Source organism: Actinoallomurus bryophytorum, from assembly GCF_006716425.1.
In the GTDB taxonomy this organism is placed as follows: domain Bacteria; phylum Actinomycetota; class Actinomycetes; order Streptosporangiales; family Streptosporangiaceae; genus Actinoallomurus; species Actinoallomurus bryophytorum.
Genome location: NZ_VFOZ01000001.1, coordinates 2,437,654 through 2,457,460, shown reverse-complemented (window position 1 = coordinate 2,457,460; position 19,807 = coordinate 2,437,654). Strand labels below are relative to the sequence as shown.

At 69.9% G+C, this 19,807-nt stretch carries 18 protein-coding genes; 9 read left to right on the top strand and 9 right to left on the bottom strand.

Going from position 1 to position 19,807, the window contains the following annotated elements; translation table 11 throughout:
- Window positions 1-6 precede the first annotated feature (6 nt).
- Window positions 7-1,002 (top strand): polyprenyl synthetase family protein, encoded by a 996-nt coding sequence (locus tag FB559_RS11535; RefSeq protein ID WP_246121522.1) that lies wholly within the window; start codon window positions 7-9, stop codon window positions 1,000-1,002.
- Window positions 1,003-1,032: 30 nt separating this feature from the next.
- Here FB559_RS11535 and FB559_RS11530 read toward each other — a convergent pair whose 3' ends face one another.
- Both FB559_RS11530 and FB559_RS11525 read right to left on the bottom strand, forming a co-directional pair.
- Entirely contained in the window at window positions 1,033-2,115 is a 1,083-nt protein-coding gene (locus FB559_RS11530; protein ID WP_141955608.1) for an aldo/keto reductase, read from the bottom strand.
- Between the two features lie 198 nt (window positions 2,116-2,313).
- The gene (locus FB559_RS11525) at window positions 2,314-2,754 is read right to left on the bottom strand and encodes a hypothetical protein (RefSeq protein ID WP_141955607.1); all 441 of its coding nucleotides are present in this window, start codon (window positions 2,752-2,754) and stop codon (window positions 2,314-2,316) included.
- 224 nt (window positions 2,755-2,978) lie between these two features.
- Here FB559_RS11525 and FB559_RS11520 point away from each other — a divergent pair, with 224 nt between their 5' ends.
- Window positions 2,979-3,857 (top strand): trypsin-like serine peptidase, encoded by an 879-nt coding sequence (locus FB559_RS11520; RefSeq protein ID WP_141955606.1) that lies wholly within the window; start codon window positions 2,979-2,981, stop codon window positions 3,855-3,857.
- Window positions 3,858-3,860: 3 nt separating this feature from the next.
- On the opposite strand, the gene rarD is transcribed toward FB559_RS11520, so the two are convergent.
- The gene (gene rarD, locus FB559_RS11515; protein ID WP_141961630.1) at window positions 3,861-4,751 is read right to left on the bottom strand and encodes an EamA family transporter RarD; all 891 of its coding nucleotides are present in this window, start codon (window positions 4,749-4,751) and stop codon (window positions 3,861-3,863) included.
- A gap of 300 nt (window positions 4,752-5,051) precedes the next feature.
- Here rarD and FB559_RS11510 point away from each other — a divergent pair, with 300 nt between their 5' ends.
- Window positions 5,052-5,402: a hypothetical protein gene (locus FB559_RS11510; protein WP_141955605.1), complete on the top strand. Its 351-nt coding sequence runs from the start codon at window positions 5,052-5,054 to the stop codon at window positions 5,400-5,402.
- Between the two features lie 18 nt (window positions 5,403-5,420).
- On the opposite strand, the gene sigJ is transcribed toward FB559_RS11510, so the two are convergent.
- Complete coding sequence (sigJ, locus tag FB559_RS11505) at window positions 5,421-6,305, bottom strand: RNA polymerase sigma factor SigJ (RefSeq protein WP_141955604.1); 885 nt, start codon at window positions 6,303-6,305, stop codon at window positions 5,421-5,423.
- A 150-nt stretch (window positions 6,306-6,455) separates the two neighbouring features.
- Here sigJ and FB559_RS11500 point away from each other — a divergent pair, with 150 nt between their 5' ends.
- Entirely contained in the window at window positions 6,456-8,063 is a 1,608-nt protein-coding gene (locus tag FB559_RS11500; protein ID WP_221639978.1) for a DHA2 family efflux MFS transporter permease subunit, read from the top strand.
- Between the two features lie 12 nt (window positions 8,064-8,075).
- Window positions 8,076-8,687: a hemerythrin domain-containing protein gene (locus FB559_RS11495; RefSeq protein WP_141955603.1), complete on the top strand. Its 612-nt coding sequence runs from the start codon at window positions 8,076-8,078 to the stop codon at window positions 8,685-8,687.
- 6 nt (window positions 8,688-8,693) lie between these two features.
- Here the strand turns inward: FB559_RS11495 and FB559_RS11490 are convergent, their stop codons facing one another.
- On the bottom strand, window positions 8,694-9,743 hold the full coding sequence (locus FB559_RS11490) for a threonine aldolase family protein (RefSeq protein ID WP_141955602.1): 1,050 nt from the start codon (window positions 9,741-9,743) through the stop codon (window positions 8,694-8,696).
- 352 nt (window positions 9,744-10,095) lie between these two features.
- Between FB559_RS11490 and FB559_RS11485 the strand changes: the two genes are divergently transcribed.
- The gene (locus FB559_RS11485) at window positions 10,096-10,545 is read left to right on the top strand and encodes a hypothetical protein (protein WP_141955601.1); all 450 of its coding nucleotides are present in this window, start codon (window positions 10,096-10,098) and stop codon (window positions 10,543-10,545) included.
- A gap of 80 nt (window positions 10,546-10,625) precedes the next feature.
- Complete coding sequence (locus FB559_RS11480) at window positions 10,626-11,390, top strand: L,D-transpeptidase (protein ID WP_141955600.1); 765 nt, start codon at window positions 10,626-10,628, stop codon at window positions 11,388-11,390.
- Here the strand turns inward: FB559_RS11480 and FB559_RS11475 are convergent.
- The 3 genes from FB559_RS11475 to FB559_RS11465 form a co-directional block, all read right to left on the bottom strand.
- Window positions 11,335-11,649, bottom strand: a complete 315-nt coding sequence (locus FB559_RS11475; RefSeq protein ID WP_141955599.1) for a hypothetical protein — start codon at window positions 11,647-11,649, stop codon at window positions 11,335-11,337. The two genes, FB559_RS11480 and FB559_RS11475, sit on opposite strands and share 56 nt — an antisense overlap.
- A gap of 7 nt (window positions 11,650-11,656) precedes the next feature.
- Window positions 11,657-12,772, bottom strand: a complete 1,116-nt coding sequence (locus FB559_RS11470; RefSeq protein WP_221639977.1) for a glycosyltransferase family 4 protein — start codon at window positions 12,770-12,772, stop codon at window positions 11,657-11,659.
- An 80-nt stretch (window positions 12,773-12,852) separates the two neighbouring features.
- Window positions 12,853-13,656: a GntR family transcriptional regulator gene (locus FB559_RS11465; RefSeq protein WP_141955597.1), complete on the bottom strand. Its 804-nt coding sequence runs from the start codon at window positions 13,654-13,656 to the stop codon at window positions 12,853-12,855.
- Window positions 13,657-14,113: 457 nt separating this feature from the next.
- On the opposite strand from FB559_RS11465, the gene FB559_RS11460 reads away from it, so the two are divergent.
- Entirely contained in the window at window positions 14,114-15,760 is a 1,647-nt protein-coding gene (locus tag FB559_RS11460; protein ID WP_141955596.1) for an alpha/beta fold hydrolase, read from the top strand.
- Between the two features lie 126 nt (window positions 15,761-15,886).
- Window positions 15,887-16,396 (top strand): DinB family protein, encoded by a 510-nt coding sequence (locus FB559_RS11455; protein WP_141955595.1) that lies wholly within the window; start codon window positions 15,887-15,889, stop codon window positions 16,394-16,396.
- Here the strand turns inward: FB559_RS11455 and FB559_RS46170 are convergent.
- On the bottom strand, window positions 16,393-19,326 hold the full coding sequence (locus FB559_RS46170; RefSeq protein ID WP_185792153.1) for a helix-turn-helix transcriptional regulator: 2,934 nt from the start codon (window positions 19,324-19,326) through the stop codon (window positions 16,393-16,395). The genes FB559_RS11455 and FB559_RS46170 overlap by 4 nt on opposite strands.
- Window positions 19,327-19,807: the final 481 nt, after the last annotated feature.

The window sequence follows — 19,807 nt, the reverse complement described above, 5'->3', positions numbered from 1 at the left end:
GAGTCTGTGAGTAGTGGCCTTCTGGGCCTTCCGGCCGTCGATGACACACTCGCAGCGGACATCTCCGAGCGACTGACCTCGGTCGAGGACATGCTGCGGGTAGCGGTGAAGAGCGAGCACTCGCTCCTCGCCGACAGCTCCCGGCACCTCGCCGAGGCCGGTGGCAAGCGTTTCCGCCCCATGCTGGTACTCCTCGCCTCGGAGTTCGGCGACCCCGCCGCGCCGGGCGTGATCCCGGCCGCGGTGGTGGTCGAGCTGACCCACCTGGCCACGCTGTACCACGACGACGTCATGGACGAGGCCGTGATGCGCCGCGGCGAGGCCTCGGCCAACTCGCGCTGGGACAACACGGTCGCCATCCTCACCGGCGACTATCTCTTCGCCCGTGCGTCCGACATCCTGGCCGACCTCGGCCCCGAGGCGGTGCGCATCCAGGCCCGCACCTTCGCCCGGCTGGTCCAGGGCCAGATCGAGGAGACCACAGGGCCGGCCGAGGGCGCTGATCCGCTGGAGCACTACCTCGGCGTCCTCGCGGGCAAGACGGGGTCGCTCATCGCCGCCTCGGGGCACCTGGGCGCGCTTCTCGCGGGCGCCGAGCCGGAGGTCGTGAGCACGCTGACGTCGGTGTGCGAGAAAGTCGGCATCGCCTTCCAGCTGTCCGACGACATCCTCGACGTCTCCTCGGAGTCGGACGAGTCGGGGAAGACCCCCGGCACCGACCTTCGGGAGGGCGTCCACACCCTGCCGGTGCTGCACGTCCTGCGCTCCACCGACCCGGATGACGCGCACCTGCGCGAGCTCCTCGTCTCGGACCTGTCCGACGACGCGCGGCACGCGGAGGCGCTCGCGCTGCTGCGTGCCCACCCGGCCATGGACCGCGCCCGCGCCGACCTGCGGCAGTGGGTCGACGAGGCCCGTGCGGAGCTGGCGACACTGCCGGACCTGCGGGCGCGTACGGCGTTCATGGCACTCTGCGACTACGTTCTCACCCGTACGAGCTGACCCCTTCCGGACCCATCTCGTACGGCCGGCTCAGTAGCGGGTGGCGCTCTCCAGCAGGGGCGGGTACGCGAACGTCCGCTGTCCGTCGACCGTGGCGCCCGCGTACTTGAGCATGGGCCCGACCTGGTGGTTGAGGTCGGCGGGGAAGTTCAGACTGGGTGCCGACACGTCGTCCAGGAGGGCCCTCTGCTCCTGCGTCAGCCGCACCTCCAGCCCGGCGAGGTTCGCTTCGAGATGGTCGACGCGGCGGGGGCCGATGAGCGTGGAGCTGACGCCGGGACGGCTCTGGACCCAGGCGAGGGCGACCGCGGCGGAGCTCGCGCCGGCCTCTTCGGCGACGGCGGCGAGCGCTTCGATCACCTTGTACTGGGCCTCGCTGGGGGCGCCGAGCACCGCCGAGCGCCTGGTGTCCGCCGGAATCTCGTTGTCACGGGTGTACTTCCCGGACAAGTACCCGCTCTTGAGCGGACTCCAGGGCAGAACACCCATACCGGCGTCCTGTGCGAGCGGGATCAGCTCTCCCTCGATCGTGCGCTCCAGGAGGGAGTACTCCATCTGCAGAGCCGTGACGGGTGCCCAGCCGCGCAGCAGGGCCGTGGTGTGCGCCTTCGCGGTGAACCAGGCGGGGGTGTCGGAGAAGCCGACGTAGCGGATCCTGCCCGCGCTGACGAGGTCGTCCAGCGTCCGCAGGGTCTCCTCCACGGGCGTGGACCAGTCGTAGTTGTGCAGCCAGTACAGGTCGACGTAGTCGGTCCGCAGGCGGCGTAGCGAGTCCTCCAGCTGCCCGAGGATGGCCTTGCGGCCGGCACCGCCGCCGTTGGGATCGCCCAGGTGCAGGTTGCCGAAGAACTTGGTCGCGAGGACGACGCGGTCGCGCAGCCCCGGGTGCTGGGCGAAGAAGTCGCCGAGGATCTTCTCCGAGTGGCCGTTCGTGTAGAAGTTGGCGGTGTCGATGAAGTTGCCGCCGCGGTCGAGGTAGGTCCGCAGGATCTTCTGCGACTCTTCGACGCCGCAGCCCAGCCCGCCGTCCTCGCCGAAGTTCATCGCGCCCAGGCAGAAGGGGCTCACCTTGAGGCCGGAGCGGCCGAGGCTGACGTAGGAATCGAGTGCCATGCTTGTGCTCCCGCGATCGGGGATGGAAAACCGACTCCTCGAGTAAAACGCCACGACCTGCGGGAACGTTAGACCGATACTGCCGGCCCCTTGCACGATCCTGTCGACTTCAACGCCGTGCCCATCGCCGGCCACTTCTCGCGGAGCCGGCCGGACACGCCCTCAAGCCTTCCTGCGGCCGGGCGATCCGGTGGGTCGTCACGCTCGTCCGCGCCTGCGCAGCAGGACGGCGCCCGCGATGGCGGCCAGGATGACGGCCGCCGACGCGATCAGCCAGTAGTCCGCGGTCCGCCGATTTTGCTCATGGCCCGCCGAGGGGCCGCTGGCCGTTACGGCGATCTGTCCCTGCACGGTGTGGTTAGCCCCGCAGTGTGCGGTGATGGGATACGTGCCGGGCCTCAGCTCTTGCCTGATCGTGGGGTCGGCGTCCCCGCTGTCGGCCTTGCCGAAGAGCATGACGTCGCCGGTGAAGGCCGTGGAGATCGCGATGTGCGGCGTCGGGCCGGTACCGCATCCGGGGACGCTGATGTGCACCCGCTGTCCGGGATGCGGCGCGGTCGGCGTGACGACGATGTTCTGCGCGCCCCCGGACCAGGCGCCACAGACCAGCACGGCCGCGCAGGCGAGGATCGCGCGCATTCCATCCCCCTTTGGAATCCCCCGGTGGAAAGCACTCTCGTCCGCACGTTAGTTCAGGCCGGTACGGGTTCCGCGGCGTAAGAGCGACGCTAGGGCGGGTGTTTACCAAACCACGGTGAAGCGGCCGCATCAGTGATCGCGACACGCGGCCGACCTGCGGGAATCCGATCTGTCTTTGAACGACGATGTAACTCGTCGTAACGTCACGCACACGCGGAGGCTCGGTGATAGGCAGACGGCTGCTCTGTGGTGTCCTCGCGACCGCGCCGTTGCTGCCGGCCGGGCCGGTGGCCCTGGCGGCCCGCGGCAGCAGCCAGGTGGTGGCCTCCGGCGAGCTCACCGGCGTGGCGTACTGGACCTCGGCCCGTATGGCGGCAGCGACCCCGCTCGGCCGCCGGGTGGCCGAGGACGTACCGGAGGTGGGCATTCCGTCGGCTCGGGGCGTGGCGGGCAGCAAGGTGATCGGCGCGCTGTTCTTCAACAACGGGACGGGGGGCCACTACTGCACCGCCAGCGTGATCCGTACGCCCAAGAGGAACATGCTGCTCACCGCGGCGCACTGCCTCTACAACCAGGCCACCCACGACTGGCACCGGCACATCGTGTTCGTCCCGCGCTACAGCGCGGGCAGGCGCCCGTACGGCACCTGGCCGGTCTGGCTGATGGTGGCGGACAAGCGCTGGATCGACCAGGGAGATCCGGACCTGGACTACGCGTTCGCCGCGGTGCAGGTCATGCGTGGCCGGCGGATCGCCGACGTCGTCGGGGCGAACGCCCTGCAGGTCAACCGGGGGTACACGAACCGGATCCTGGTGGCCGGCTACCCGGCGAAGGAGAACAACCCGGCCGACCGCCCGGTCGGCTGCGCGGGGCAGACGCACCGGCAGGCGCGGTTTCAGCTGAGGTTCGACTGCCACGGCTTCTACGGGGGCACCAGCGGCAGCCCGTGGCTCAGCGACTACGACAACCGCACGCAGAGCGGTCACGTGATCGGCGTGATCGGCGGATACCAGGAGGGCGGCAGCGAGGAGTGGCGGTCCTACAGCCCGCTGTTCACCGCCGGGGTGGCCACCTTGATGGCCACCGCGAACAACCAGGCCTGATCCCTACGCGGCGACGGGTTCCGGCTCCCGTGCACGGCGCCGGGTCGACGTGGCGGAGCGTACGGCGTCGACGCTGAGGATGACCAGCGCGGCCCAGACGAGCAGGAAGCCGATCCAGCGGCTGGCCGGCATCGCCTCGTGCTGGACCAGCAGGCCGATGGCGAACTGCAGGATCGGCGCGAGGTACTGGAGCATCCCGATCACCGTGAGCGGCACGCGGGTCGCGGAGGAGTTGAAGAACATCAGCGGCACCGCGGTGACCAGCCCGGCGCCGACCAGCAGCGCGATGTGGCTTCCACCGTGCCCGGTGAACGTCGGACGCGGCTGGAGAAGGACGAAGGCTAGCGCCGGCAGGAAGAGCACGGCCGTCTCGACCGCGAGACTCTCCGCCGAGGGTGTGCTGGCGAACTTCTTGAGCAGGCCGTAAGTGCCGAAGCTGCACGCGAGGGTGAGTGCGATCCAGGGCGGCCGGCCGTAGTCGATCGCCAGGACCACGACCGCGGCCGTACCGATGCCGACCGCGACCCACTGCCAGGGACGCAGGCGTTCTCGCAGGACGACCACGCCGAGCAGGACGCTGACCAGGGGGTTGATGAAGTAGCCGAGGGCGGCCTCGATCGTGTGACCGCTGTTCACGGCGTAGATGTAGGTGCCCCAGTTGACCGTGATGACGAGCGCCGCGATGGCGAGAAGGGCGACGCGCTTCGCTCGCAGATCCTTGATCCAGCCCCAGTGCCGGCGCACCCCGAGGATGACGCCGACGGCGACGAGCGACCAGATGATCCGGTGAGCGAGGATCTCGACCGATCCGGCGGGCTTCAGGAGAGGCCAGTAGAGGGGGAACAGCCCCCACAGGACGTAGGCCGCGACCCCGCTGAGGACCCCACGCCGCATCTCGGACACGTCGGACACTCTAGCAAGCCGTAATGAGTCACCTTGCGTGTCGGTGGTGTCTCTCCGGCGACGTCGGACGTGAGTACGCCGCAGCGCCTGAAGGCGGGTAACTCGAGCGTTCGTGCCGCACGAAAGCATGCCGAAATCTTCGTGCGCCTATGCTCGCGTTGTCGTTCAAGAATGGGCATTCGGCACCGCGGTCACCGTCTGGCCCCCTGCCTCGTTAAAGCCGTACTGTGAAGCCTTATGGGCTACCCACCTCCGCCGCCGGGGATGACACCACCTCCCGGGAATGATCCCGTGCTGCTGTCGATCGGCGACATTTCTGTTACCCAGACCCAGGTCCATGTTCCGCAGGGGCGGTTTCCCGTTCAAGGGACCACCTGGGCGGTGCAGGACTCGACACAGGTGACGGAGAGCATTCCGGCCGTGGCAATCATCCTGACCATTGTCTTCGTCTGGTTCTGCCTCATCGGACTGCTGTTCCTGCTCATGAAAGAGAGGCGCTACACCGGCTTCGTCACGATCACGGTGACGGGCATGGGGCTCTACCACTCGGTGCAGTTTCCGTCGGCTCAGCACACCGGGGCGTGGGCGGCCGACATGGTGGGCCGGGCGCGGGCCATCGCCGCGTCGCCGTACGCCATGTGACGGGCGCGCCGGGGAACCTCAGCCCAGACCGGACAGCTTGTCGGGGTTGGTCACGCCGTAGATGCCGCGCACCCGGTCGTCTTCGGGATCCAGGTCGAGGACCATCACGGCGAACGGAGAGTCGTCCGCGAACACCACCGCGGACGGATCGCCGTTGACGTGCTGGTAGCGGACCGCGAGGTCCCTCGGCAGGCGGGCCGTGACGCCCGAGATGAGCCGGGCGACCTTCTCGCGGCCACGAATCGGATGGAGCGCGCTCGACCTGCCTCTGCCCCCGCCGTCCGTCCACAGGGTCACGTCCGGCGCCAGGATCTCCATCAGGGCCGTGATGTCCCCGCCGAACGCCGCCTCCACGAACCTCTTCGTCACCTGCCGCTGTACGCGCCGGTCCGCCTGGTGGCGCGGCCGGCGTGCGTGCACGTGGGCGCGGGCGCGGTGGGCCAGCTGCCGTACGGCCGACGGTGAGCGGTCCAGGATGTCGGCGATCTCGGTGTGGGCGTAGCCGAAGACCTCATGGAGCACGAAGACGGCCCGTTCCAGGGGAGTGAGCGTCTCCAGCACCACGAGCAGCGCCATCGAGACCGATTCGGTGCGTACGGCCGGGTCCACCGCCTCGTCGGTGGGCAGGGGCTCGGGCAGCCACGGCCCGACATAGCTCTCCCGGCGCCGGCTGATGGTCGCCTGCCGGGCCAGAGCCTGGTTGACGGCGATCCGCACGAGGTACGCGCGGGGGTTCTCGATCGGCATCGGCTGCGAACTGCGGCCCGCCCATGACAGCCAGGTCTCCTGGAGTACGTCGTCGGTGTCCGCGACGCTGCCGAGCAGGTTGTAGACGACGGAGAACAGCAATTCCCTGTGGTCGACGAACACCTGTGTCGCCTCGTCGGTAACGCGGTCGGACATGGTCGGCCTCCTCGTGACGCGCTCTCCCCCAAGAGGGCCGTCACCGCTCGCAGTGTGACATCCGGGAACGAGATGTGACCCATCCCACGTCGTGTCACATCTGACCGCGTGCCTCCTCTCTCAACTGCGAAGTCACGAGAAAGAGGAATCATGAACAAATGGCGTGGGAATCCCTGGGCGATCCTGGCGGTCCTTTCGCTCGGGTTCTTCATGACGCTGCTGGACCTGACCATCGTCAACATCGCGATCCCCGACATGGTCGGCAGGCTGGACGCGTCGCTGGACCAGATCCTGTGGGTGGTCAACGCGTACGCCCTGGCGCTGGCCGTTCTGCTGATCACCGCGGGACGGCTCGGTGACCTGCGCGGAAAGAAGACCCTTTACCTGTCGGGCGTGGGTCTGTTCACCCTGGCCAGCCTGGCCTGCGGTCTCGCACAGGGGCCGGGACAGCTGATCGCGTTCCGCGCGATCCAGGGGATCGGGGCGGCGATGCTCATCCCGCAGACCCTGTCGATGATCATCGAGGTGTTCCCGGCCGAGAAGCGCGGCGCGGCGCTCGGTGTCTGGGGCGCGACCGCGGGCCTGTCCGGCGCCGTAGGGCCGAGCTTCGGCGGACTGCTGGTCAGCCGGCTCGACTGGCGGTGGATCTTCTTCGTCAACGTGCCGATCGGCGTGCTCGTGATCGCCGCCGGCCTGGTGGTCATGCCGGCGGCGAAGCGTACCGTCCGGCACCGGTTCGACGTCCCCGGTGTGGTCCTCGCCTCGATCTCGCTCTTCTGCCTGGCCTTCGGGCTGATCGAGGGGGAGAAGTACGACTGGAACGGCTTGATCCAGGCGATGATCGCGGTCGCCGTCGTCACCATGGCGATCTTCCTGGTCTACCAGCGCGGTCAGCAGGACAATGAGCCGCTGGTGCCGTTCGAGCTGTTCAGGGAGCGCGGGTTCACCCTCATCAACTTCGTCGGTGTCGCGGTGTCGTTCGGCATCGTCGGGCTGTCCCTGCCGCTGACGATCTACCTGCAGTCGGTCCTCGGGTTCAGCGCGGTCAAGGCCGGGCTCCTGATGCTGCCCCTGGCAGCCGGAGCGGTCATCAGCGCCGGACCCGCCGGCGTACTGTCCCAGCGGCTCGGCGGCAAGTACATCCTGATGGCCGGCCTCACGGCGTTCGGCGGCGGAATGGTCTGGGTCGCGGCGGCGGCCGGAGCCGGCAGTGGCGGAGGCGTCGTCATCGCCCCCCTGTTCGTCACGGGCCTCGGCGCCGGCTGCACGTTCACCCCGATGGCGTCCGAGGTCATGCGCAACGTCCCGGCGCGGCTGTCCGGGGCGGCCTCCGGGGTCAACAACGCCCTGCGGCAGGTCGGGTCGGTGCTCGCGGCGGCCGTGGTCGGCGCCGTACTCCAGGCCCGTCTCGCCTCCTCACTCCGGGAGCAGGCGCAGCAGCGGGCCGGTGAGATCCCCGCGGCCTACCGCGACCGGTTCGTCCAGGGCTTCGACCAGACCGGGGGGCACCTGGAGATCGGTGGCGGCAGCCGGCCCGCGAACCTCCCGGCCGACGTCGCCCACCGCGTCGAGGTCGTGGCCGCCCAGGTGTTCGGGCACGGGTTCGTCGACGCGATGCGGCCCACGATCTTCGTCTCGGCCGGGGTGCTCCTCGCCGGCCTGATCGCGTGCCTCTTCGTCAGGAGCGTCCGCGGTCCGTCCGCCAACCCGCACGGCCTTCCGGTCTCCGACGAGGAACTCGCCGCCCAGCGCGGCTGAGGAAGAGGAACGATGACAGACAGGATCGACTTCACCGAGATGTACGTCACCCACGACGCGTTCCGCCGCGACCTCGAACGCCTGGAGGCCGCCGCCCGCGCGGGTGAGGCCGCCGGCCCGGAGGTACGCGCGGGCTGGGAGAACTTCAAGGCCCAGCTCCTCGTCCACCACAGCGTCGAGGACGCCTGGCTGTGGCCCCGCCTCACCGAGCTCGTGCAGGACCCCGCCGAGCTCGCCCTGCTGGCGGACATGGAGGCCGAGCACGCGCTGCTCGATCCGCTGATCGAGTCCTACGACGAGGCGCTGGCGGAAGGCACGCCCGACCTCGCCGTACGGGCCAAGGAGCTCGGCGCGGTGCTCGGCCGGCATCTCGAACACGAAGAGGAAGAGGCACTGCCCCTCATCCAGTCCGTGATGACACCACGGGACTGGCGCGACTTCGGCCGCGCCATGGCCCGCAGACAGGGGGTACGGGGCGTGGCCAACTGGATTCCGTGGATCACCGACGGGATGCCGCCGTCCGAACGGCGTGGGTTCCTGGCGAGGTTCCCCGCCCCGCTCCGGTCGCTCAACCGGCTGCTGTGGAGCCCGCGCTACCGCGGCCGGCACCTCTGGGGGATCTGAGCGACGTCATGCGCGCGCCTCATCGGCGAGGACCGCTGCGAAGCCGTCGACGTCGGCCTCGGTCGTGTCGAACGAGCACACCCAGCGGACCTCGCCGGTCTCCCCGTCCCACGTCTCGAAGCGGAACCGCTTCGCCAGCCGTTCGGCGACGCCTTTGTCGATCCGCGCGAACACCGCGTTGGCCTGAGGGACGCGCCGCACCGAGACGCCCGGCAGCCCCTGTACCGCCGCGTGGAGACGCGTCGCCATCGCATTGGAGTGGCGGGCGTTGCGGAGCCAGAGGTCACCCTCGAGAAGCGCGATGAACTGGGCGGACACGAACCGCATCTTGGAGGAGAGCTGCATCGCGGACTTGCGGAGGTAGGTCAGGCCCCCTGCGGCCTCCGGGGTCAGCACCACGATGGCCTCGCCGTACAGCAGGCCGTTCTTGGTGCCGCCGAACGACAGCACGTCGACACCGACGTCGGTGGTGAAGGCGCGGAAGGGGAGGTCGAGCGCTGCCGCGGCGTTCGCCAGCCGCGTGCCGTCCACGTGCACCGTCATGCCGAGGTCGTGGGCGTGCGCGCAGATCGCGGCGATCTCCCCGGGCGTGTAGACCGTGCCCAGCTCGGTGCTCTGGGTGATCGAGACGACCCGCGGCTGTGCGTGGTGCTCGTCGCCCCAGCCGTGTGCCTGCCGGTCGATCAGCGCGGGCGTCAGCTTGCCGTCCGTGGCCGGTACGGGCAGAAGCTTCAGCCCGGCGACCCGTTCGGGAGCGCCGCCCTCGTCGATGTTGATGTGGGCGCTCTCCGCACAGATCACTCCCGACCAGCGTTCGGTCATCGCCTGCAGGCCGGTCACGTTGGCGCCGGTGCCGTTGAAGACCGGGTACGCCTCGGCCCGCTCGCCGAAATGCGCCCGGAAGACCTCTGTCAGACGCGCCGTGTAGACGTCGCCGCCGTACGAGGGTTGGTGGCCGCCATTGGCCACTTCGATCGCGGCGAGGATCTCCGGATGGACTCCGGCGCAGTTGTCGCTGTTGAAGCCCCGCGTGGAGGGATCATGAAGTGGGTCCATGGCGGACCGAGTATCCCATGTGGGCCCATGACAGGTTGATTGTGGGGTTAGATGGCGGTTCGTCCACCTCCGCTTCCGGCCCACCCACCGGTCGCCCAGACGTCGCAGGTCAGCGAGGCAGATGTGGGGAGTTGCTCCGTATAAGGGGCGACGACGGCGACGTGACCGTATGGTAAAGGCTTGTTACTAAAGAGGCATTAGAGTCTTCTGACCGCTAGTGTGCTCGATGCGTCGATGATGTTTCAGTCTCACGACGTGCCACCGACCACTCCTTAGCTGGAGGATCTCCATGCGCCTGAAGAAGGCGAGTCTTACCTTTGCCGGTGCGGCAGCTGCCGTCGCCGTAACCACCATGGCCGCGTCCCCCGCGTGGGCATGCAACGACCGTGACCCCGCCCTGAAGCTCGACTCGCTCTGCGGCAAGGTGGGTCCGAACTGGACGCTGAGCAACCCCAACTCCTTCGGGGTGCCCGCCACCTGGATCGACAACAAGGGTGGCAAGAGCGCCGAGAAGATCAACGTGCCGGCCCGCAGTTCCGTCCCGCTGCCGACGCACGCCACCAAGGTGCTCGTCACCGCCTACCGGATCGACCAGCAGAACCTGCCGGTCTGGCAGCGGCACGGTGCGGCCGGCGCCCTGCTGAGCTGCAAGGGCGACACTCCGTCGACCAAGCCGACGGAGAAGCCGAAGCCGACGGTGGAGCCGACCAAGAAGAGCGAGGCCCCCAAGCCCGTCACCCCGCCGAGTGGCGAGGCCGGTCCCGCGACCCCGGTGCACGCACAGCCTGAGTTCACCGGCTGACGAAGATCGAAAAGGCCGGCCCGGGAACGATCGTGTTCCCGGGCCGTCCGCATCAACGACGCCTTCGAGGAGCAGTACCGATGTCAATCAGCCTGGGAACGCGAGCGGCCGTCGTGACGACCGGTGCCGTGCTGGGCCTCACGCTGGCCGGCTGCGGCGGCTCCAGCGACAAAGCCGCGAGCACCCAGCCTGCCGGGAGTGCCCCGGCGGCCAAGCCGAAGGCCGCGTCGTATGACTTCGGGAGCGGCCCGAGCACGATCGCCACCGCGCGTAACGCGAAGGTCAACATCTACAAGAACGCCGGCGACGCGTCGCCGAGCATCACGCTGGCCAGCCCGAACCCCGACGGAGCACCCCGGGTGTTCCTCGTGATGGAGCGCAAGGCCGGCTGGCTGCACGTCTTCCTGCCCGTACAGCCGAACGGCAGCACGGGCTGGATCGCCTCCCGCGAGGTCCGCACCGCCAAGACCAACTACTGGGTCCAGGTCCTCCAGTCGGGTCACCGCCTGAAGCTCTACAAGGGCAAGCAGGTGCTGATCAGCACCCCGGCGGCGATCGGGAAGAGCGACACCCCGACGCCCGGCGGCGCCTACTACCTCACCGAGCTGCTCCAGCCGCCGAACCCGAACGGCGACTACGGCCCGTACGCGTACGGGCTGTCGGGGCAGTCGACGGCGCTCACCGACTTCAACGGCCACGACCCGGTCATCGGCATCCACGGCACCGACGAGCCGAAGCTGCTGGGCACCTCGGTCAGCCACGGATGCATCCGCATCAGCAACCCGATGATCACGAAGCTGGCGAAGATGCTGCCGCTGGGAACACCGGTCCAGATCTCGGCCTGAGTACGGCGTCGCCGGCCAGCACGAGCACGAGAAGAAGCAGCGCACCGGGTACCACGTACGGAAGTGGCCCGGTGCGCAGCCATGAGTCGCCGAACCGGACGGCGAGTCCGGGCAGGCAGCCGATCGTCGCCACGAGCGTGCGGGCGAGCTGCACCCATTCCAGCCGCGCCACCGGGAACCGGCACAGGCCCACCAGCACCATCAGCGACACGCTGACGGCGATCCCGGCGAGCGCGGCGTACGGCAGTGCCCTCCTCATCGGCCGGTCATGCCGCCTGTACCGCGTCCGTGCCGTGCAGGACGGCCTCGTAGTGGCCGATCAGCTGGTCGCAGATGGCGGCCCAGTCGCGACCGTGCACGGACAGGCGCGCGTGCGCGCCCATGCGGGTCCGCAGCGAGGCGTCCGCCGCCAGGGTGGCGACGGCGGCTCGCATCGCGGCCGGGTCGTCGGGCGGGTAGAGCAGGCCGTTGTGGCCCGGGCGTACGAGGTCCAGCGGACCGCCGGAGGCGGGCGCGACGACCGGCAACCCGGCGGCGAGCCCTTCCTGTACGGCCTGGCCGAACGTCTCGTCCGCACCGGTGTGGACGAAGACGTCCATCGACGCGACCAGCGCCGACAGCTCGGCGCCGGTACGGAAGCCGGTGAAGGCGGCCCCGGGCAGCAGGCGCTCGAGCCGCCGCTTGGCCGGCCCGTCCCCGACGACCACGAGGCGTACGCCGGGCAGATCGCTGAGGTGGGAGAGCATCCACGGGCGCTTCTCCGGCGCGAGCCGCCCGACGTAACCCACCAGCACCTCGCCGCCGGGTGCCAGCCGCGCGCGCAGCTCCGCCGAGCGGTGCCGGGGATGAAAGCGCTGGTCGTCCACTCCACGGGCCCAGAGCGCGAGCCGCGGGAAGCCACGGCGCCGCAGTTCGTTCAGGGTGGGCCGGGATGGCACCAGCGTGCGGTCTGTCCGCTCGTGGATGTGGCGGAGCCACGCCCACACGATCGAGTCGGCACCGCGCAGGCCGTACCGGCGGGCGAACCCGGCGAGATCGGTCTGGAACACCGCGACCGTGGGGACGTCGAGCCGGCGCGCTGCCGCGATGCCGGAGGTGCCGAGCATCAGGGGCGAGGCGAGATGGACGACGTCGGGCCGGAACGCGCGCAGGGTCGCCGTCACCTGACGCGTGGGCAGCCCCACGACGAACGACCGGTAGAAGGGAAGGGGAACGCCGGGTGTCAGCCGCAGCCGGTCGTCGTGGTCGGCGGGGCCGGGCCCCGGCGCGACGACGAGCACCTCGTGCCCGTGGCGGGCCAGGTACTCCAGGACACGGCAGACGGAGTTGGTCACCCCGTTGACATGGGGGAGAAAGGACTCAGTGACAATCGCGATCCTCACGGCCGTGAGCGTGACCGCGCTGCGCGACAGGGCGACCGCGTTGTGGCACCGCGCCGGGAAACATTGAGGAAACGTCGTCCCTAGGGATCGATGCGCAGGGCCAGGCCGTCGAGTATCAGCTTGAGGCCGGTCTCGAAGAGCTCGTCGAGGTCCAGGTCATCGCGGTCCCGCCCGCCGGCGGCGAACACCGGGTGTTCCAGGCCGGCCGCGATGCCCCGGACATAGCCGCAGGCCGCCAGGTGCACGTCGAGGATGGTCGCCGGGTCCAGACCGTGGCCGTCCAGCGCGCTCAGCGCCCACTCCGCGTGGACCGGGGGCGGCGGCCGGGTCGGCGAGCCGATCCGCGCGAGCCAGGGATGCCTGCGGTGCAGGGTCCACAGGACGCGGGCGCCCAGTTCCATACGGGCGCGCCAGCCCTCCGGCAGCTCGGCGGGAAAGGCCCCCTCGCCGTACGCCGCGTCCGCCATCAGGATCACGAGGTCGTCCTTGCCGTCGACGTAGCGGTACGGCGACATGGCGGCGACACCCAGCCGGGACGCGACGCCCCGCATGGATAGCGCGGCGAGGCCCTCGGTGTCGGCGATCTCGATGGCGGCACGGACGACGCGTTCGCGGTTCAGCTCCTGGTCGGTACCGCGGTGCCGCCGTGCCGGGCCGGGCCCGTGCCCTGACACCACATGGCCGGCGCGGGGCTTGGCCAGCACGAACCCGTCCCTGCGCAACGTGGCCAGGGCCTTGGTGGCGGTGGCGAGGGCGACGCCCCACTCGCGCGTGATCTGCCGGGTCGAGGGCACCCGGTCGCCGGGCGCCAGCTCGCCGTCGGCGATGCGCCGGCGGAGCTCGGCGGCGATTCGCAGATACGGCGGATCGGCTTTCGCGGCCACCGGGGCCTCCCGTCTTTTGTACTAGTACAGGGGTTAGCGGGATCGAGAGCAAAATATGCTGGTCTGACCTAGTACAGGATCCTACAAATACCCAGTTGGCGGACATATGTATACGCCGTACATTCACATGCGTACACCGTACTGGGGGCTCCAATGAAGGCCGTGCTCGTCTCTGGCGACACCGCGCATGAGGGTGTTCGGCGCGGAAAGCCGGCGCATTCACCCTTTCGGCACCTAACTCGCGATCTTCAGCGTGCCGGAAGGGGGTCCTGGGGCGGTGCGCACCTCCTGGTGGCGGACGGCGGCTCACGGCTGCCCTATGGCTACTTGAGTAATTTGTCACGATTTGGCAACCATCCAGACCGCCGTCTTCTGCCCCTCATTCGGCGCCGCGACAATCTCCCCTGGTTCACACCATTTGCCGGGCGAATCCCCGCCCGGCCTCTAAGGGGGTTTCGTGAAGAAGCTTCTTGCCGTGGCCGCGGCAGCAGGCCTGGGCCTATCTGGGCTCGGTCTGGGCGCCACAAGCGCGTCGGCGACCGCGGGCACGTCCGGCGCCTTCCGGCCGGCGAGCCTCACCTGGCACGCCTGCCAGCCGGACATCGTGACAGGGGCGCAGGCCTACGACGGCCTCGGCCCGGTCAAGGTTTCGACGATCATCCAGTGCGCTGAGCTGAAGGTGCCGCTGGACCACGCCCGGCCGAACGGTCAGCAGATCACTCTGGAGCTGACCAAGACCCCGCATCAGGGCACGGGTGCCGCCAAGGGCGACATCGTGGTCAACCCGGGTGGCCCGGGCGGCGAGGGCGCTCTGTTCGGCCCCCGCGTCTACGCCCAGAACTCCGCCTCGATGCAGGCGGCGTACAACGTCATCGGCTTCGACCCGCGTGGCATCGGCTTCAGCACGCCCAAGCTGACCTGCGACGTCAACTACAGCAACGCCCCGCGGCCGGATTACGGCACGGGCGGCCGCCGGGACGACGCGGAGTGGCTGAAGAAGTCCAAGGACTACGCCGACGCGTGCTACAAGAACTTCGGCGCCCACGCCAAGGTCGACCTGCTCGACCACATCAAGACCATCGACTCGGTCCAGGACATGGACTCGATCCGCCAGGCGCTGGGCGACAAGAAGCTCGACTACTACGGCGCCTCCTACGGCACGTACCTCGGCCAGACCTACGCCACGGTGTTCCCCAAGAACGTCGGGCGCATGGTCCTGGACGGGAACGTCGGCCCCAAGGGCGTCTGGTACGACGCGCAGCTCAACCAGGACGTGGCCTTCAACAAGGACATGGACTACTACTTCGGCTGGATCGCGAAGTACGACTCGACCTACCACCTGGGCGCCACCCAGAGCGCCGTCCGCAGCTTCTACTACAAGCTGCAGGACAAGCTGGCCGAGCACCCGCTGACCTACACCGGCGGCGGCCAGACCGTCGCGGTCGGCGAGGACGAGCTGGTGGACAACATCCAGAACGCGGCGTACCGCCGCAGCCAGGCCGTGTGGAACTCCTACGCCGCCGCGCTGTCGGCCTACAAGGCCGGCGACGTCGCGACGTTCGCGGGCACCTTCGGCGCCGCGACCACCGGTGGCAGCGATGACAACTCCTTCGCCGTCTACCTCGCCGTCCAGTGCACCGACACCCAGTGGCCGCTCAGCTGGGCGAAGTGGCACGCCGACGCGGTGCGCACCAACAAGACCAGCCCCTTCCTGACCTGGGGCAACGTCTGGTTCAACGCGCCCTGCCTGTACTGGCACGCCAAGGCCGGCACGCCGGTCGACGTCGGCCACACCAAGGACCTGCCGAGCAACATCCTGATGTTCCAGGCCACCGAGGACGCGGCCACGCCGTACGCCGGAGCGCTCGAGCTGCACAAGATCCTTCGCGGCTCGCACCTCGTGGTCCAGGACGGCGACCGCACGCACTGCATCGTGCACCGCGGTGACCTCCGTCCCGGCGGCGTCGACTCCTACTTCGACGCCTACTTCCTGAACGGCGCCCTGCCCAAGACCGACACCGTGCACGTCTCGCAGCTCGGTGACCCGGTCCCGCCGGCCGCCTCCGCCAAGAGCAAGGCGGAGCCGAGCCACGCCCTCCAGTAATCCCGCTCGCGCGATGGGCTCCCGGCGAACCCGGGGGCCTTTTCGTGTTCCGCCGCCTATTGAGGACGGAAACCGACCGCAGTCGTCCCTAACGTCGGTCAGGAGGAAAGCGAAAGGGGACGACATATGACCATCACCGCCGAGTCCGCGAACACCGAGCCCGCCGTACTCCTGCAGACCCTGGCCAGGCAGCGGTCCTTCCTGCGCCAGACGGTCCGCGACCTGACCGACGAACAGGCCGGTCTGCGCACCACGGCGAGCGCGCTGTGCCTGGGCGGCCTGATCAAGCACGTCACCGAGGTCGAGCGCGGGTGGATCGACTTCATCGTCCACGGTGCTCCGTCGATGGAGGGCGCCGAGGAGGGCTGGGACGCCCTGTTCCGCATGCGGGAGGGCGAGACGCTGGCCGGAGTGCTCAAGGGGTATGAGGAAGTCGCCGTCGTGACGGAGAGGATCGTGACGAGCCTGCCCGACCTGGAGGTGTCGCATCCACTGCCCGAGGCGCCCTGGTTCGAGCCGGGCGCGAGCTGGACGGCCCGCCGGGTGCTCCTGCACGTTCTGGCCGAGACCGCCCAGCACTCCGGGCACGCCGACATCATCCGCGAGTCCCTCGACGGGGCCAAGACCATGGGCTAGGACGCTTCCGGGTGCCCGGTCACGCCGCCGTCCGCGGTGTGCTCGGTGGCGAGACGCGCGAGCTCGACCCGCGACGCGATACCGAGCTTGCGGAACACCTGCCGCAGGTGAAACTTCACGGTGTGCGGCGAGACGAACATCTGCGTGGCGACCTGCGGGTTCGTCAGGCCCTGTGCGGCGAGCGCGGCCACGTTGCGCTCGGTGTCGGTGAGGCTGGACCATCCCGACACCGGGCGCTCCGACTGGGTCCAGTGGCGGCGCCGCACGCCGAGCCGGCGCAGCCGGGCGCGGATACGGGCCGCGTCCCGGCCCGCGCCGATCCGCTGGTAGCCGTCGAGCGCCTCGTCCAGGGCCTCGATCGCCGCCTCGTGATCACAGCCGTGGCGACCGGAACCGTGGTGATCGCAGCCCTGCTGAGCGGAGTCGAGCCGGCCGGAGTCGCCGGCCGGTGCCGCGAGCAGGACCCCGAGGTCCTCCGCGGCCGAGGCGCGGCTCCAGGGACCCAGATGGGTGGTGGCCGCGCGGGAGAGCTCCATCCGGTCGCCCCGCAGGATGCCCTGGGCGTGCGCGGCAGCGGCGGCGAGACTGGGGAAGTCCGGGTTGTCGCCGGCGAGCCGTCCGGCCGTGGCGGCGACGGTCTCGGCGCCGGCCCGGTCGCCGGCTTCGAGCGCGGTCCGGGTCAGCCAGGCGGCGGCGTCGGGTTCGCTCATGAGCAGGTAGCGCTGCTCGGCAGGATCGGTGTACGCGGCGTGGAGCAGATCCAGGGCCTTGCGCGGGCCGTCCTGTGCGTCGGCGAGCAGCGCCAGGGCCCAGGTGCCCCAGGTGATCCCGAACCTCGCGCCCGCCTGGCGCCGGTCCTCATAACGCTGGGCGTGGGCGGTCGCGGTGTCCATGTCCCCGCGGTGCACCGCGACGATCATGAGCACCGCGAGACCCACGAGGACGAACGCGTCCATGCTCATCTCGTCCGCGATGGCCAGGCCGGCCTGCGCCTCGGCGGTCGCGTCGTCGAGCCGGCCCTCGGCGAGCCGAAGTCGCGCGCGAAAGATCGCGGGGCAGGAGGCGTACGCGGTGTGCCCGAGCGCCGTGATCTCCTCGGACGCGCTCTGGAGCTGGGCCTCGGCCTCCTCCAGCATCCGCATGTCGGTGAGGATGAAGGCCAGGTGGAGGCGGGGATGGGCGCGCCGTGCCTGTACCTGGTCGCGGGGCGCGATGCGCACGGCCTCGCGGATGTGATCGATCCCGCCGGCGGAACGGCCGTCCGCCCACGCGCTGTAGGAGAGCAGCATGTGCGCGCCGACCTGCGCGGCGTGACTGTGGTCGCGCTTGGCCGCCACGATCACCTCTGCCCGCTCGCGGCCCCGCCGGTAGTCGTGGCAGGCGTACAGGGCACGGAACAGCACCTGCTCGGCCAGTCCACGTAGTTCGTCGGGCAGGTCCGGCTGGCCCAGTGCCGTCTCGGCCTCGGTCACCGCCTCCAGCGGACGGCCGGCCAGCAGCAGGGCGTACGCGAGCTCGTACCGCAGGCGTGCGGCCTGACCGGGCTGCGACGCCTGGCTCATCGCGGTGCGGGCGAACTCCGCGGCCTCGGGCAGCCGTCCGGAGGTCGTCAGGGCATAGACGGCGGTGACCGTACGGTCGAACCGGCCAGGATCACTGGAGGCGGTGAGTTCGAGGGCGCGTACCGCGAGGTCGGCGGCGCTCTGCGGCGAGGACGGCAGCACCTCGCCGACGGCATGGTCGAGGCCTTCGAGCGCATGGGCGTCGCCGGGTCGCGCGTAGTGCATCAGGTGCGCGGCCGCGGGAATGGCCGAACCACCGCGTTTCAGCAGCATCTCGGCCGCCTGCCGGTGCAGCGCGTGGCGTACCGGCATCGTGACGGTCTCGGTCACGGCCTGCCACAGCAGATCGTGCCGGAACATCAGCTGATCGCCGGACGGAACCACCACCCCGGCCGTCTCCGCCTCCTCCAGCGCGGGCAGGAGCCGGCTCGGCGGCTCGGCGAACATGTCGGCCAGGTCGTCGACGCGGAACGAACGGCCCAGGATCGCCGCGACCTGGAGCAGATGGCGGGTGTGCGGCGACAGCCGGCCCAGCCGGGTGCGGGCGATCTCCTGCACCCGCCGCGGCAGCCGCCGCGAGACGAGCTGTACCTGGCCGTCAGCGATCGCGGCCGCACCCTCGTCCCTGAGACCGCGGAGCAGCTCGACCAGCATGAACGGGTTGCCCCCCGTCGCTCCTGTGAGCGCGAGCAGCTCGGGGGAGGGCGCCGCTCCGAGTACGTCCGCGACGATCTCGGCGACCGCGCGTTCGCCCAGCGGCTCCAGGACGACGCGGCCGGCGCCGTCGCGCTGCAGGACCTCGTACAGCCGGTCCACGCCGCAGGCGGTGTGGCCGGTCGTACAGGAAAGGATCCATACCAGCGGGTACGAGGCCAGCTCGGGGATCAGCGACCGCAGGGCCAGCAAGGTGGTCGGGTCGGCCCACTGCAGGTCATCGAGGGCGATCAGGAGCGGGCCGTGTGACACCCGCTCCTCCAGCCGCGCCTGCAACTGCTCTATCAGCCACAACCGCAGGTCGACCGTGTCAGAAGGCGGTCCCTTGACCTCGCGCAGCGTCTGCGGCGACTCTCCGAGCGCCATCATCAGCGGAACCAGCGGTGCCAGCTGACTGGGCTCGTCCGCCGCGCCGTGGGCGAGCATGAAGCCGCGGCCGGCCGCGGCCTCGATCGCGTCGGCGAGCAACCGGCTCTTGCCCATGCCGGACTGGCCTTCGATCAGCAGGACGCCGCCACGGCTCTCCTCCGCGGCACGCAAGAGGGCGGTGACGATCTTCCACTCCCGGCTTCGGCCACGCCAGCCACGCCGCGATGAGCGCCCGAGGTCGACTCCTCCGGCCGCGGTATCCGAGGCTGACGGCGGTGCGCCCACCGTAGGTCCGTGTGACACCAGATTTACAACTTACCTGGTCAATGCGTATGCCATCCTGCCCGAACGGGTGGTGCGCGGGTAGCTGGTACGTGAGCGACCATGGGGTGTGGCGGGTACGGGCGGGGCGGACCCGGTCATGCGGCGAACCGTTCGTAGCGGTCGGCTGGGCCTCAGCGCGCCCCCCCGGAACCGATGCCGAGGCCCAGCCGATCCGTATGTCGCCCGCGAGCCAAGGCGGCGGCGCCGGCCACCGGGTCGGTATCCCCCGACGCTGCTGAGCCGCCGCCCCCAGATCGGGCTCAGTTGGCCGAACACCCTCACCTCCGGCTCGAGGTGGCGACCACTTCATGTTCTGCTAACGCCGCGCTCTCCGTATCGCCCATGTGGGCAGGTTCCGTATTTCGTATACAGCAGCGGACGGCTCTCCTCTCCGACGGGTGTTGCCGAAGGTGGGGACGTGTCGGCTGGGACCGGCGGCCGG

Coding starts and splice junctions, on each gene's coding strand:
- FB559_RS11525 (WP_141955607.1), bottom strand. CDS start 2,754: ATGCGCGCGATCCTCGCCTGCGCGGCCGTGCTGGTCTGTGGCGCCTGG.
- FB559_RS11455 (WP_141955595.1), top strand. CDS start 15,887: ATGACCATCACCGCCGAGTCCGCGAACACCGAGCCCGCCGTACTCCTG.
- FB559_RS11495 (WP_141955603.1), top strand. CDS start 8,076: ATGACAGACAGGATCGACTTCACCGAGATGTACGTCACCCACGACGCG.
- rarD (WP_141961630.1), bottom strand. CDS start 4,751: ATGCGGCGTGGGGTCCTCAGCGGGGTCGCGGCCTACGTCCTGTGGGGG.
- FB559_RS11480 (WP_141955600.1), top strand. CDS start 10,626: ATGTCAATCAGCCTGGGAACGCGAGCGGCCGTCGTGACGACCGGTGCC.
- FB559_RS11485 (WP_141955601.1), top strand. CDS start 10,096: ATGGCCGCGTCCCCCGCGTGGGCATGCAACGACCGTGACCCCGCCCTG.
- FB559_RS11475 (WP_141955599.1), bottom strand. CDS start 11,649: ATGAGGAGGGCACTGCCGTACGCCGCGCTCGCCGGGATCGCCGTCAGC.
- FB559_RS11490 (WP_141955602.1), bottom strand. CDS start 9,743: ATGGACCCACTTCATGATCCCTCCACGCGGGGCTTCAACAGCGACAAC.
- sigJ (WP_141955604.1), bottom strand. CDS start 6,305: ATGTCCGACCGCGTTACCGACGAGGCGACACAGGTGTTCGTCGACCAC.
- FB559_RS11530 (WP_141955608.1), bottom strand. CDS start 2,115: ATGGCACTCGATTCCTACGTCAGCCTCGGCCGCTCCGGCCTCAAGGTG.
- FB559_RS11500 (WP_221639978.1), top strand. CDS start 6,456: ATGAACAAATGGCGTGGGAATCCCTGGGCGATCCTGGCGGTCCTTTCG.